The following is a 13,561-nucleotide window of genomic DNA, read 5'->3' on the forward strand; positions in this document are numbered from 1 at the left end:
TGTGAATCCTTACCAAAGTTTTAAAGAAAGAGTTCGCAGAGAAGTCTCCATTGATTCTTATATCAACCGGTTTGTTCCTTTGCGTCGTATGGGAAGAAACCTTGTTGGAATCTGCCCATTCCATAATGAAAAAACTCCGTCTTTCAACGTAAATGCAGAAGGTGGGTTCTACCACTGTTTTGGATGCAAAGCATCCGGTGATTTGTTTCGATTTGTGATGGACTACCAAAAGGTAGACTTCCTCAAATCTTTAGAAATCCTTTCTGATTATTCAGGAATTCCTCTTGTCGAAAGAACAAAAGAAGAGGAAGAATCAGAGCGAAAAAAAGAAGCCCTGTACCAAGTTTCCCAAAAAGCATTGGAATACTTTCAAAAGAATTTAAATAAGCAAAGCGGCGAAATTGCCCTTAAGTATTTGGAATCACGTGGGATGTATTCAGAAGATTTAAAAGTTTTTAAAATTGGATTTGGCCTTCCCGGTTTTGGAAATTTACGTTCAGAACTCTTTAAAACCGAGGCGGAAGTAAAACTTGGCGAACAGTTAGGACTACTCAAAAGACAGGACCAAAACAAAGATCCTTATGATTTTTTTCGTAACCGCATCATGTTTCCTGTGATTGATACCAGAGGGAGAGTGATTGCCTTTTCCGGTAGATTCCTCGGTGAATCAGAAGAAGCCAAGTACATCAATAGCCCGAACTCTTTGATTTATGATAAAAGTCGTACATTTTATAATTTAAATTTGAGCCAAGATAGCATTCGAAAAACAAGAGAAGCGGTCATTGTGGAAGGTGTGTTTGACGCCATTGGACTATTTCGAAAAGGAATTGAGTTTGTCGTCGCACCTCTCGGAACCGGATTTACAGAAGGCCATGTTCGTATCTTAAAGAATATGGCGGACAAAGTGTACTTAATGATGGATTCTGATAAAGCGGGAACCAAAGGTGCCTTTCGTGCTGTGAATCTTCTTTCGAAAGAAGGAGTTTCGGTAAAAGTCTGTCATATACCAGAAGGAAAGGATCCTTTTGATTATTCCCTTCACCATAACAAACAAGAAATCAGAGATTTATTGGAATCGGCAGCACCCGCTTCCCAATTTATGATTCGGGAGATCCTTGCAGGAGCTGGGCCTTCTTCTTTGGCAGAAGAAAAACAGGCAGGTGTCAAAAAACTTTTTGAATTCCTAAAACCCATGGAAAAGGAAACAGACAAACAAGTCTATTTAGAAGAGGGGGCACGCCAACTCGGACTTTCATTTTCTTCGCTTTTTCAGGATTTTCGGGGCAAGCCGGGTGTAACTTCGACCCCCTCTGCGGTCGATACTAAAAAAGAACGTGCTGTGGCCAAACCGGGAAAACCTTCCCCCATTTTGGTCTGTGAACGTAAGATGATCGCAATGCTCATTCAGAATTTGGAACTATTTAGTTTCGCTGATGATTTGTTATCACTGGAGTTTCGAGATGAAGTTTCTGCTTTTCTTTGGGACTATTTATATACGAAATATTTGCAGAATGAGAACCTAACAGCTGCAGAAATTCTTTCGAGGGAAGAGATTCCTTCGGAATACCTGGGAATGATTGCCGAACATTTTACGGCCGATGAATCGACAACACCAGGTTTATTTAAGGGGATGTTTCTTTACCATGCGGATTTGTTGGATGACGCAAGGATGGAAGAACTTGTCAAAGAGATGGCCAAACCTGATTTAACGATTGAAGAAAAGAACAATCTTTTATCAGAACTTTCACTTTTAAAAAGTGAAAAAAATAAGAGATCCGTGTATCTCCGAACGATCCAAACGTTAGAAGTATAAAGAGGATAGAGGTAGAATGGAAAATCTAGCAAGCCTACCAGAAGTACAAAAGATCATCTCGATCGGAAAAGCAAATCGAGAGGTATCTTATGATGAAATCAATGAAATACTTCCGGATAAAATCTTAAATTCCGAAAAAATTGATGATGTCTTTACTTTGTTACACGAGATGGGGATTGAAATTGTAGAAGAGTATTCCAAAAAGTCTTTGGAAGAATCTAGTTCCCTCACGACTACAAAAGAAGAAACTACTAAAGAAACAAAAGAGAAACCTGCACGTAAAAAAAGAGAGTCCAGTGTTTCCTCTAGTTCCGAAGATCCGATTCGTCTTTATTTAAAAGAAATTGGTAAAGTATCCCTGATCTCTGGAGAAACAGAAGTGTTTCTTGCCAAAAGGATTGAGAAGGGTGAAAAAATTATTGAAGAAACAATCCTTAGTTCTTCTATTCTTCGCCAAAATTTTGCAAAACTAATTCCAAAAATTAAGTCCAAAAAAATCAAAGTTTATGACTTGGTGAAAGTGGACAAAATGTACGCACTCAACCAAGAGCAAGCGGACAAATTAGAAAAAGTATTTTTTGAAAACATGGAACTCATCCAACAGGATGAAAAAGTTTTAAACGAATCCACAAACCGAATTCGTAAGTATTCTGAAAATTCTAAGAAGTTCAAAGAACTCAAAGAGAAAATCGATTTATCCACTGGTAAAATTGACGAAGCCATTCGTAAAATTGGAGTCTCTCAAAAAGAAATCCAAAAGATCTCCCAAAAGATCAAATCAATGGTATTTCGTGTTAAGGAAATCGAGAAACATTTCCTTAAAATCAAAGCCAAATACGGACATGATGTTCGTGAAATCAAAGCCCTCAACCGTTTCATCGAAAAAAATGAAAATCTAGATGAAATCGAAAAGATGATGGGTTGCGATATTGATGAAGTCAGAGAAGTCATCAAAGACATTCGCAACAATGAAAGAAAACTCCGTCGTATGGAACAGGAAGCCGGTTCTCCTGTTGGCGAAATCAAAGACTGGGGTGAAAAAATCATCAAAGGCGAAAGAGAAATTGCCCAAGCGAAACGTGAACTCGTTCGAGCAAACCTTCGTTTGGTAGTCTCCATTGCTAAACGTTACGCCAACCGTGGAATGCATTTCTTTGACCTGATCCAAGAAGGAAACATTGGTCTTATCCGGGCTGTTGATAAGTTCGAATACAAAAAAGGTTATAAATTTTCTACTTACGCCACTTGGTGGATTAGACAAGCCATCACTCGTGCGATCTCTGACCAAGCTCGTACCATCCGTGTTCCGGTTCATATGATCGAACAAGTGAACAAAGTGATCCGCGAAACTCGTCTTTTTGTCCAAGAGTTTGGTCGCGATCCATCCAATGATGAAATTGCAGAACGACTCGGCTGGCCAGTGCAAAAAGTGAAGGCTGTGAAAAACGTAGCTCGGGAACCAATCTCACTTGAGATTCCAGTGGGTTCGGAAGAGGATTCAGAACTCGGAGATTTTATCGAAGACAAGGAAGTGATCTCGCCACTCAATTCAGCAGCGTCTTCCATTCTTTCAGAACAAATCCGTCAGGTTCTCCAAACCTTACCGGCACGGGAACAAAAGGTCATTCGGATGCGATTTGGTTTGGATGATGGGTATGCGCAAACTCTCGAAGAGGTGGGATACCAATTTAAAGTGACTCGGGAAAGGATTCGTCAGATCGAAGCAAAAGCACTTCGTCGTCTTCGACACCCAAGCCGCTCGAAAAAACTCAAAGACTATATCGATTAAACAATTTTGTTTTTCGCTTGATTGGTCTTTAGAAGAGATTCATGGTTTGGAAATTCCATGGATCTCTTTTTTTTTCGTAAGACTCGCCCATCAGATGATCTTTCTTTTTTTGGTATGAATTTGATTCATCTTATTTTTCCAATTTTGTTGTTTTCCCTTTTATACAATTGCCAGGCTTCCGAAAAACAACTGGACTATGGACGCACTCAAAGTGTTGGGCAAATGAATCCTGAAGAACCTTGGCGATTCAGTCCGGAGTTTGCTTTGGATGTTAAAACTTCCACGGCATTTTGTGCGAATGCCAAAGAATTCGGTTCTGGATTTACACTTTACCTCAATTCGTATTCTCAGTTTTCCGCCTTGCGAATGCTAAATGGATTTCATAAATCTGCTAATGATCTAAAAACAAATGATGCAGTAAAAAAACTACGCCTCACTTCCTTTACGATGGAAACGAATGACCAAAAATCAAAAATGAAAATTGGTTCTACGTTGGATTTGGAAATTGGGAAACCCAAGTTCGGGAAATCAGGATTTCAAGTTTTGGATTTGGATTCCAAGTTCCAAGGGAATGTGATTCGTTTGGAAATTTTGGAAACCCATGGTTTGGGATCGACCGGACGAGTTTGTATTTCAGAACTTCAATTTGGAGAAATCCAAAAAGAAAGTTTTGTATCCTATCCTTGGGTTTCCTTTGACAAAATCAAACGAACCATTGAACAATTTGGGAAAGCAGAAAGGCATTATTCTGGATTCAAACAATTGGTTTTGGCCAATGAAAAGAGTACCATTTTATTTTATGACCAAGGAACCATCCTACCTGTTTTCTTTAAGGCCGACCAAACCTTTAGTTTTTCTGAGATGTATGGGGAAGGTGACCCTTTGGGTTTTTTACCTTCCATTGTGGGAACATATACCATCCTTCAATCTTCGGAAGAGGGACTAGAGTTAAACTTAAGTTATTATGATGCGGGTGGGATTGAACGAAATATATCTTGGATTTTCAAACGTGCTGAGGTGGGGGATGAAGATTATGAAAATTTCAAAACCAAACTGGGAACACGATTCTCTGAAGTCTTTAATCCAAAAACGCATTTTCTATTAGTTTTAAAAGAAAAGGAATCGGGTAGGACATTTTATCATTATGAACTTCCTAGACCAAAGTAGATGGGATGAATTACCATCCAATCTACTCGTGTCGTTATTTTTTGTTAAGCAATTGTTTTCTTTAAATCTTTGATATGACCCACGAGTTCGTTTAAAGAGGATTTTTTTTCTGTCTCTTTCCATCCAAGTTCTTTGGCAAGAGTGTTGGCAACTGGAACCGCTAACGACTCTGCCAATTTTAAATCCAGAAATACAACTCTCCATCTTCTCGAAAGGACATCAGTTACAGAAAGGGCAAATTCCTTTTTTACAAAATGTTTGATCTCTTCGACAAAGTATCCGGTTCCCTTTTTGATTTCTTTTGGATTTTTACCCAAAATCATCGGAACCTCTCCGCCAAATGCATCAACCAAACGAACTGCCGTTTCATAAGAAAGATCATACATGGTTTGGATTTTTGCCACCAAATGTTTGGAATACCCATCAGCACCTGGAAATGCAAAATTAGCAGTCACACAATTCATCTTTTCTGGAAGGTTTCCGACAGAGATGAGTTTATCTGTAAGGTCTTCCGCCATTTTTCGAAAGGTAGACCATTTCCCACCTGACATCGTGACAAGGCCAGAGTCAGAAACGAGAATGGCTTCTTCGCGTGAGATGGATTTAGTGTCTTTTTTATCTCCCGTAGAAATGAGAGGACGAAGGCCAGAAAATACAGATTCAATGTCTGCTTTGGTGAGTTTGGTATCTAGGTAGTCATTTCCCGTTTTTAATAAAAATTCCACTTCGGATTGTAGAGGCAGAGGTTCTTCCTCAATTTTTTGAATCGGAGTGTCTGTGGTTCCGAGAAGTACTTTTCCTTCCCAAGGAATGACAAAAACAACACGTCCGTCGGCCGTTTTCGGAATGATCATTGCCGTGCGACAAGGTAACTTTGCTTTGTCGAAGACAAGATGGATTCCTTGGCTGGGTGCTAAAACATTTTCCACTTTTGGATCATCTAGTTTGCGAAGCGAATCAATCCAAACTCCAGTGGTATTGGCAACGACCTTTGCCTTGATATTGATTTTCTTTTTTGTGATTAGGTCTTTGGCTGTCACACCTGTGATTTTTCCATTGGCATCTTTTAAAAAGGAAACCACTTCGATTCTTGAAAGAACATCGGCTCCATTTTCTTTCGCAGCTCTTACCGTTGTGACATTGAGTCTTGAATCATTGAACTGGGCATCAAAATAAGAAATTCCGCCTTTCAGTTTTTCTTTTTTGATAGAGGCAAAATAATCAATCGCAGTTGCTTTTGAGATCCTTTCATGTCCAGGAACTATGGACCTACCCGCAAGGATATCGTACATTGTGAGTCCGATAGAATAAAAAGGTTTTTCCCACCAAACATAGGTAGGCAAAACAAATTGAAGTGGTTTCACCAGATGAGGTGCATTGAAAAGAAGGCGTTTTCTTTCCGACAAAGCTTCGTAGATGAGTTTAAAATGGAATTGGGCAAGGTATCTTACTCCCCCGTGGATGAGTTTTGTGGATCGAGAACTAGTCCCTGCAGAAAAATCTTGTTTTTCTAAAAGGGCTACTTTGTAGCCACGTAAGGTAGCATCGAGTGCTGTCCCAGATCCAGTGGCTCCTCCACCCAATACTAAGACATCGTAGTCCGTTGTTTCTAATTGTTTTAGTGTTTGTTTTCTTTCATCTAAATGATTCATAAGGGTTTTTACGTACTTTGGTGGTTGCCTATAGAGATTCTACGGTTAGTATTGTCAAAAGTCACCATTTCGACCATCGAAAATTTTTGCATTTGTTATGAAAACTGAAAGAGAATTGAACCAAGAATTAGATACCATACGCCGAGGAACTGTTGAGATCATCAGTGAGGCTGAACTTTTAGAAAAGATCAAATCCAAACCTTCCCTTACCATCAAAGCGGGTTTTGATCCTACTGCTCCCGATTTGCATTTAGGCCATTTTGTTTTACTAAGAAAACTCAAACATTTCCAAGACCTAGGCCATGAAGTTTGTTTTATGCTCGGTGATTTTACCGCAATGATTGGTGATCCCACTGGAAAATCAGAAACAAGAAAACGTCTTTCGAAAGAAGAGGTATTGGAAAATTCCAAAACTTACCAAAACCAAGTTTTTAAAATTTTAGATCCAAATAAAACCAAAATCCTATACAACTCGCATTGGTGTTCGGAAATGAAGTTTGAAGATGTTTTAGTTTTAACATCTAAATATACAGTTTCTCGAATGTTGGAAAGAGACGATTTTACCAAACGTCATAAAGCGGGAACTCCCATCTCTATGATTGAGTTTTTATACCCACTTGTACAAGGGTATGATTCGGTTGCCATGAAAGCAGATGTGGAACTGGGTGGAACGGATCAAAAATTTAATATGTTAGTCGGTCGCGACTTACAAAGAGAATACGGACAAAAACCTCAATCTGTCATTACCTTACCACTACTTGTGGGACTTGATGGTGTGAAAAAAATGTCTAAGTCTCTCGGAAACTATGTGGGAGTTACAGAGAAACCCATCGACATGTATGGAAAAATCATGTCGATCTCGGATGATCTGATGTGGAATTATTTTGAACTTTTGACTGACCTTCCCAATTCTGAAATGGAAAAACGAAAGGAAGGAATACGTTCCAAATCTCTCCATCCGAAAGAAGTCAAAACGGAACTGGCTCTTCTTGTGATGGACCAACTCCATCCAGAAGAAGAAAATAGGAAAGCAGTGGAAGAGTGGACAGCCATCCACAATACAAAAAACAGAGCCCTCCCTGATGAGATTCCCACAGAAACATTAGATGCCTCATATTTTTCGGAAAAACCACCGCTTCTCGTTTATGTTCTTTCACAATTGAAATTCATTCCTAGTGTTTCAGAAGGGCGCCGGCTCGTGCAAGCAGGTGGTTTGTATTTGGATGAGGAAAAAATCACTGACCAAGGCCTCACTTTGGAGCCGGGAAAGGAATACCTCATCCGCCAGGGAAAGAAAGGAAAATTTTTAAAGATAAAGACCTAAGGAATCTGGGCCTGTTTTAGAACGACAGGTCAAAATCCGATATTAGAAGATAAGGAAAACCAAATACCCGCATGTCCCTCGATCCGACAAACGAAGAAAAGGAAATTCAAGATATCGTTCATGAACTTTCCCAGGACATCGAGAAAGACCGGCTGTTTGCCAAAAAACTCAGAAAGTTTGCCCTGATTTCTGCTCTGGCTTTTGTCGGAATCACTGTCCTTGTTCTTTGTGGGTATTTGCTTTATTTGAGTCTGAGTGTTACCAAACTCGAAACAGAAGTAAAAGAAAAAGAAAAGAATCTCAGGGAACTGGAACAATCTCTTTTTTCTCTTATGTACCAAGAGCAACTTCGTGAAGAATATGCTCTGGCAGGGGATACCGAACCCGATACAGAACTTGCCAAACAAGTAGAAGAGAACATTCAGTTTCTAAAAGAAGTCAGTCAAAATTCCAAAGGTCGAAATATTTTACGGGGAAATGAATCCCAAAAAGAAATTGCTCTTACCTTTGATTTAGCAACAGGAGAGGAACTTCCTGTTTTATACAATTATATCAAAGATCATAAAATCAAAGTGACTCTCTTTCTTTCTAATGAAAGACCTTCTGATATCAATGGATCCTTTTTTATCCGTCAAAATTTAGATTTTATTAAAAAAATGGCAAAAACTGGATCGGTGGAATTTGGGAACCACACTTGGTCCCATTTTAATTACCAAAGGTCTGTGACGGAAACCTCATTAAAGAAACGATTGGTCCTTGAGTATTTGTCTAAATCGGTTTTGGATCTTCCTCGTATGGCAGAAGAGCTAAAACGTGTGGAAGATACCTTCCATTCTCTCACCAAACAAGAGTTAAAAAAATATTATCGACTTCCCTACGGTGCCCTTAGCCAATTGATTTTGGATGCCCATGCGAGTCTTGGTTATACCGATCATATCATGTGGTCCAATAACTCCAAGGGATCTCTTGATTTACCGGATTATATCAGCAAACAGTTCTTATATAAAAAAACGTCCAAAGGCAAAAAAGAAGTAGTTCGTAATCCTCATTACAAAACGGGAGAGGAAACTTTAACTTTTTTAGACAATTGGGAAAAAGCCGATGCGAACGGAATGAACGGTGCTATCATCCTGATGCATTTGGGTGGTCCAAGAAAATTTGACAAATTGATTTATATCCTTCCTGCCTTCATTGAGCGCATGAAGGAAAAAGGATATAGGTTTGTGACTCTTTCAGAAGTTTTAAACGATAAGAAGGATTGAATTTTAAATTCAATTTATATCTTTCTAAAAAAGACGTTTAGTCCCTAAATTTTTACATTTCCAAAATAGATTCTTTTTAAGACTATACTTTCTGGTTTACTGCGCTTTGGTTCAAAGATGTCACAGTAAACCAGTGAAAAAAACTTTATCCTATGCGAATCCTTTTTTTCTGGATTGTCTTGATTTGAATTTTGCTACAGCCCAATCCTTAAACATATAAAGGTTAAGGTAAAATACCGGAACCATAATGAGAGTGATAAAAGTAGCAAAAGCAAGTCCCCACCCAAATGCCAATGCCATCGGAACAAGGAAAGGGTCCTTTCCTCCAATTCCATAAGCGGTCGGGAGAAGACCTAGAACAGTTGTGACTGTTGTGAGCATAACAGCTCTTAGACGAATACTCCCGGCTTCCACTAACAACTCAAATGTGGATTTACTTGGGTCTTCCAGTCGTAATTGGTTGGCACAATCCACAAGGACGATGGAGTCGTTGACGACCACCCCCGCAAGTCCAATGATTCCAAGGAAAGCAAGGAAAGAGAATGGTTGTCCGTGAATTAAAAATGCAAAAATCACCCCAATGACGGCAAATGGAATGGCACTCATCACAATCAGTGGTTGGGCAAGCGAACGGAAAAGCGAGGCAAGGATCATATAAATGATAATAAGGCCTACAAGGAAAGCTCTTCCGAGGGAAGCCATCGATTCTTCGGTATCTTTGTTTTCTCCTGAAAAACGTACAGAATAACCAGGATATTTCGCAATAATTCCTTCAGTAAGTTTTTTGGCCTCTATGTTGACTTGTCTAGAGGTAGAAACTGTTTCATCAATATTAGAAGTTACAGTTAGCAATCGTTTGCCGTCTAAGTGGTTGATCGAGGCCCGCCCTGGGTTTCTATCATAACTTGTCAGCCTGGAAACCGGGATTAAGTTCCCTGTTAGGTTATTGACATAAACTTTGTTTAGGTGGGTTAGAGAAGAACGGTATTCTTCTGGAAATCGAACCCGAACATCCACTTCTTCATCAGCCCGTTTGATTTTTGTGGACACCGTCCCTTGTAAGGCAGTATTGATGGCAAGAGATACTGATTGAACACTGACTCCCGCAAAAGAAGCTAGTGTTTCATCTACGGAAACTCTAATTTCATCTTTTCCTTCGTTAAAATCATCTCCAATGTCTGTGACTCCATTGATTTTGGCAAGAGCTGCTTTGTATTCTGCACCAATTTTGAGTAAGGTGGCAAAGTCATCTCCTTTGATTTCAATGGCGACTGGTTTTCCCACAGGTGGACCACCGGCTAGTTTTTCAAATTCTAGGTTCACCAGTTTTCCTTTTAAGGGAAGAAAGGCTTTTGGAATCTCAGAAGTAGGGATGGGTTCCTCTTCTTTTTTACCAAGATTCTCTTTTGCTAACTTTTCTTCTAAAAGTTTGAGGGCATTCTCATTTAACATGAATTTGGTGTTTTGGCGGACCACTTCGATGATTTTTTCAGTGGATCTTTCCCGGTTGTCATCAGGGGTTAAATACACCATCACTTGTGCATAATTTTTTCCCCGTTTGGTGAAAGGATCGTTAGGGTCTTTTTGGATGATCCCCACTCGCGAAATATAGTTTTCTACTTCTCCTTCCGGAAGTTTCCCTACAGCATCTTCAATGACACGAATGAATCTATCTGTTTCTTCAAGTTTTAGTCCAGTTTCGGCAGTCACACGGACTTGGAAGGTTTCAATGGCCCCAGGGAAAAGTTTGAATTTTCCAAATTTTATTTGGATGGCAAGTGAAAACACAAATAGGCCCATAAGGAGTCCTACCATCTTCCAGCGGTTTTTTAGAGCAAAACTGAGGAGAGGTAAATAGGTTCTTTCTTTGAATTTCACAAACCAGTGGGATTCTTCTTTGACTTCTCCCTTCATATCGCTTGCTTTACTTACATCGTATAAGTGAGAAGGCAACATAAAGAAGGCTTCAAAAAGGGAACTACATAAAGACAAAATCACAACGAGAGGAATGGAATGGATGAACTTACCAAAAATTCCCGTCATAAATAACATGGGTCCGAAGGCGGCAATTGTTGTTGTGACTGTGGCAGTTACAGGTGCAAGAACTTCGCTTGTCCCACGCATTGCTGCTTCAAAAGGTTCTTCTCCCATTTCCAAATGACGGTAAACGTTTTCACAAATGATAATGGCATCATCCACCAAAATCCCCACAACAATGATAAGTCCCATCATTGAGATTAAATTTAATGTTAATCCCATATAATTCATGGCAACAAAAGTCATCGCAATGGAGATCGGAATTCCAAGTGCTGTCATGAGAGCCATCCGCCATCCGAGAAACACAAATAAAGAAGCGGTCACAAGAAATAATCCAGATACGGCGTTAGAAGTTAAAACACCTAATCTTCTGCGAATGTATTTTGATAGGTCATTGACAAAGGCATGTTTGACGGTTCCGCCTGTAGACTTTATAAATTCTTCTACAACTTGTTTGGAATCGTCTACAACTGTGATGGCATCTGCTTTTTCTCTTTTGATCACTGTAAGAGCAATCGCAATATCACCATTGGATTTATCCAAATATTCAGAGTCTTCAAAACCTTCAGTCACACGAGCGACATCTCGAATTCGGACCGAACGTCCGGCATCGTTTGAACGAACAAAAACATTTTCAATTTCTTCGGCTGTATCAAATTCACCCACAGTGCGAACAATAATTTCTCTTGTTCTTTCGTTGATATTCCCACCAGGAAAATTGATGTTTCGTAATCGAAGGGCATTGAGTACATGAGTGGAGGAAAGAGAAAGAGCTCTTAGTTTGTCCGGATCTAAGTCCACTTTCATTTCCCGTTCTCGCCAACCTCGTTTGGTGATTCTTGCAACGGATGGGAGGTCTTTTAGTTTTTCTTCTAAGATTTTTGCCTGGTCTCTGAGCTCTTTTGCATTTAATAGAGGTTTGCCGTCTTTTGATGTCGAAGATAAGTGAATTTCTATGACAGGCTGTCTTGCTGTTGTGATTTCTGTCACAATGGGATCATCCACATCTTCTGGTAGATCTTGGATTCGGTCAATGGCTGACTTTAAATCATCGACTACCATTTGTGTGTTTTTTGTATTTGGATCAATTGTAATGATGATACCGGATCTATTTTCCAAAGAAGCAGAGCGGAATTCTTTGATTCCATCCACTTCTTTGATTGCATCTTCTAAAGGTTTGGTGACTAATTTTTCTACATCGGCAGGTGCAGCACCAGGATAAACCGTAGTGACACTGACAATATCAAAGTTGATATTGGGAAACGCTTCCCGATTCATTGTCGCAGCTGTAAATCCACCGACAAGAATGATCAAAAAGGTAAGAAGGTTTACGAATAAACTTTTGGAAAGAAAATACTGAACGATGGATGTGCCCATAAAACTCCTTTAGGAGAAAGAAACTAATTAATCTAACAATTTACCTGCAGTATCAATGTCTTCGTTATAACCGAATAACTTTGTACTTTTGAGGCGATCCACATATAGAACTCCGAACAAATGGTCGCACTCATGTTGTAATACGATGGAACGGTAACCACTAATGATTTCTTCATGTTCCTCAAAGTTTTCATCTCGCCACTTCATTCGAATTTTATCCGGTCTTTCTACGTACCCACGCATTCCAGGAACAGATAAACAACCTTCCCAAAAACCTTCACCTGGAGGTGAGAGTGGGGTGATCTCTGGATTTAAAATGATTTGGTTCGGAACTTCTGGAGTTCCAGGATACCTTCCATTGTCATCCTCCTGGCCTACTACAACCAACTTTTTCATGACACCAATTTGGGGTGCAGCAAGGCCTACACCTTCTGCATGACGCATGGTTTCAAACATATCTCGAATCAGTTTTTTAAAATCCTTGGTTTGGATTTCGGATTCAGTTACGTCTTCGCTCGTTTGACGGAGTAAGGGATTGCCAATCTTGAGGATTTTTCTAACAGCCATAATCTAATATGGAATAGATTGAAAAAGGTCACTGATTGATCAAGTGATCTCCTATCCAAATGAAAAAGAATTTGACAGGGGAGGCTTTGAACTGTGAAATTCCGGGAGGGATTTTGGAGACGAGGGGAATCGAACCCCCGACCTTTTGAATGCCATTCAAACGCTCTCCCAACTGAGCTACGTCCCCTTGTGCTAATCCAAGGTGGGTGACTGCGTTTGTCTGTCAACAGAATCCTAAAATGGCTAAGGAACCAAGATGTTATGGGACAAGATACGGTAGAAGAACTGACTAAAAAACTGAAAATCCAATCGGATATCATCAAAGGCTATGAAAAAGTTCTTAGACTAAACGAACAAGAATTAGCCAATGCCGATGAAATCATCCGTATGTACGAACAAATCATCGATTACTCTCGGATGGAACTTAGGGAAGCAAAGGAAACGGTGCAAGCCAGTTCGATGGTTTCCAATCTCAGTCGGGACGAACTCATGTCAGCCTTCGACAAAATTAAGTCTTTGGAAGATGCCAATCGAAAATTAAGAGAAGAATCTTTAAAATTTAACAAAGATTAA

9 protein-coding genes and 1 tRNA gene are annotated in these 13,561 nt (G+C 39.7%); 6 read left to right on the top strand and 4 right to left on the bottom strand.

Features of this window, described 5'->3' with window-relative positions; all coding sequences use genetic code 11:
- The first annotated feature begins 1 nt into the window (after position 1).
- The 3 genes from dnaG (at position 2) to EHR01_RS03325 (ending at position 4,769) form a co-directional block, all read left to right on the top strand.
- Positions 2–1,813 (top strand): DNA primase, encoded by a 1,812-nt coding sequence (gene dnaG / locus EHR01_RS03315; protein ID WP_135693164.1) that lies wholly within the window; start codon positions 2–4, stop codon positions 1,811–1,813.
- A gap of 16 nt (positions 1,814–1,829) precedes the next feature.
- A complete protein-coding gene (rpoD, locus tag EHR01_RS03320) occupies positions 1,830–3,602 on the top strand; it encodes an RNA polymerase sigma factor RpoD (protein ID WP_012388553.1) in 1,773 nt (590 codons plus the stop codon).
- Positions 3,603–3,716: 114 nt separating this feature from the next.
- Positions 3,717–4,769 (top strand): NADase-type glycan-binding domain-containing protein, encoded by a 1,053-nt coding sequence (locus EHR01_RS03325; RefSeq protein ID WP_244309996.1) that lies wholly within the window; start codon positions 3,717–3,719, stop codon positions 4,767–4,769.
- Between the two features lie 44 nt (positions 4,770–4,813).
- Here the strand turns inward: EHR01_RS03325 and EHR01_RS03330 are convergent, their stop codons facing one another.
- Positions 4,814–6,421 (bottom strand): glycerol-3-phosphate dehydrogenase/oxidase, encoded by a 1,608-nt coding sequence (locus EHR01_RS03330; protein WP_135693166.1) that lies wholly within the window; start codon positions 6,419–6,421, stop codon positions 4,814–4,816.
- Positions 6,422–6,518: 97 nt separating this feature from the next.
- Here EHR01_RS03330 and tyrS point away from each other — a divergent pair, with 97 nt between their 5' ends.
- Positions 6,519–7,745 carry a tyrosine--tRNA ligase gene (gene tyrS / locus EHR01_RS03335; protein WP_135693167.1) on the top strand — a complete coding sequence of 409 codons (1,227 nt, stop codon included), beginning with the start codon at positions 6,519–6,521 and terminating at the stop codon, positions 7,743–7,745.
- Between the two features lie 71 nt (positions 7,746–7,816).
- The gene (locus EHR01_RS03340; RefSeq protein WP_135693168.1) at positions 7,817–9,007 is read left to right on the top strand and encodes a polysaccharide deacetylase family protein; all 1,191 of its coding nucleotides are present in this window, start codon (positions 7,817–7,819) and stop codon (positions 9,005–9,007) included.
- Positions 9,008–9,157: 150 nt separating this feature from the next.
- On the opposite strand, the gene EHR01_RS03345 is transcribed toward EHR01_RS03340, so the two are convergent.
- The 3 genes from EHR01_RS03345 to EHR01_RS03355 form a co-directional block, all read right to left on the bottom strand.
- Positions 9,158–12,421: an efflux RND transporter permease subunit gene (locus EHR01_RS03345; RefSeq protein WP_135693169.1), complete on the bottom strand. Its 3,264-nt coding sequence runs from the start codon at positions 12,419–12,421 to the stop codon at positions 9,158–9,160.
- A 27-nt stretch (positions 12,422–12,448) separates the two neighbouring features.
- On the bottom strand, positions 12,449–12,988 hold the full coding sequence (def, locus tag EHR01_RS03350; protein ID WP_135693170.1) for a peptide deformylase: 540 nt from the start codon (positions 12,986–12,988) through the stop codon (positions 12,449–12,451).
- Positions 12,989–13,102: 114 nt separating this feature from the next.
- Positions 13,103–13,175: transfer RNA gene (locus EHR01_RS03355), tRNA-Ala, on the bottom strand.
- A 74-nt stretch (positions 13,176–13,249) separates the two neighbouring features.
- Here EHR01_RS03355 and EHR01_RS03360 point away from each other — a divergent pair.
- Complete coding sequence (locus EHR01_RS03360) at positions 13,250–13,561, top strand: hypothetical protein (protein ID WP_004788640.1); 312 nt, start codon at positions 13,250–13,252, stop codon at positions 13,559–13,561.

The sequence above is a fragment of the Leptospira mtsangambouensis genome, assembly GCF_004770475.1.
GTDB classification, from domain to species: domain Bacteria; phylum Spirochaetota; class Leptospiria; order Leptospirales; family Leptospiraceae; genus Leptospira_A; species Leptospira_A mtsangambouensis.

Coding starts and splice junctions, on each gene's coding strand:
- rpoD (WP_012388553.1), top strand. CDS start 1,830: ATGGAAAATCTAGCAAGCCTACCAGAAGTACAAAAGATCATCTCGATC.
- EHR01_RS03325 (WP_244309996.1), top strand. CDS start 3,717: ATGAATTTGATTCATCTTATTTTTCCAATTTTGTTGTTTTCCCTTTTA.
- EHR01_RS03330 (WP_135693166.1), bottom strand. CDS start 6,421: ATGAATCATTTAGATGAAAGAAAACAAACACTAAAACAATTAGAAACA.
- tyrS (WP_135693167.1), top strand. CDS start 6,519: ATGAAAACTGAAAGAGAATTGAACCAAGAATTAGATACCATACGCCGA.
- EHR01_RS03340 (WP_135693168.1), top strand. CDS start 7,817: ATGTCCCTCGATCCGACAAACGAAGAAAAGGAAATTCAAGATATCGTT.
- EHR01_RS03345 (WP_135693169.1), bottom strand. CDS start 12,421: ATGGGCACATCCATCGTTCAGTATTTTCTTTCCAAAAGTTTATTCGTA.
- def (WP_135693170.1), bottom strand. CDS start 12,988: ATGGCTGTTAGAAAAATCCTCAAGATTGGCAATCCCTTACTCCGTCAA.
- EHR01_RS03360 (WP_004788640.1), top strand. CDS start 13,250: ATGGGACAAGATACGGTAGAAGAACTGACTAAAAAACTGAAAATCCAA.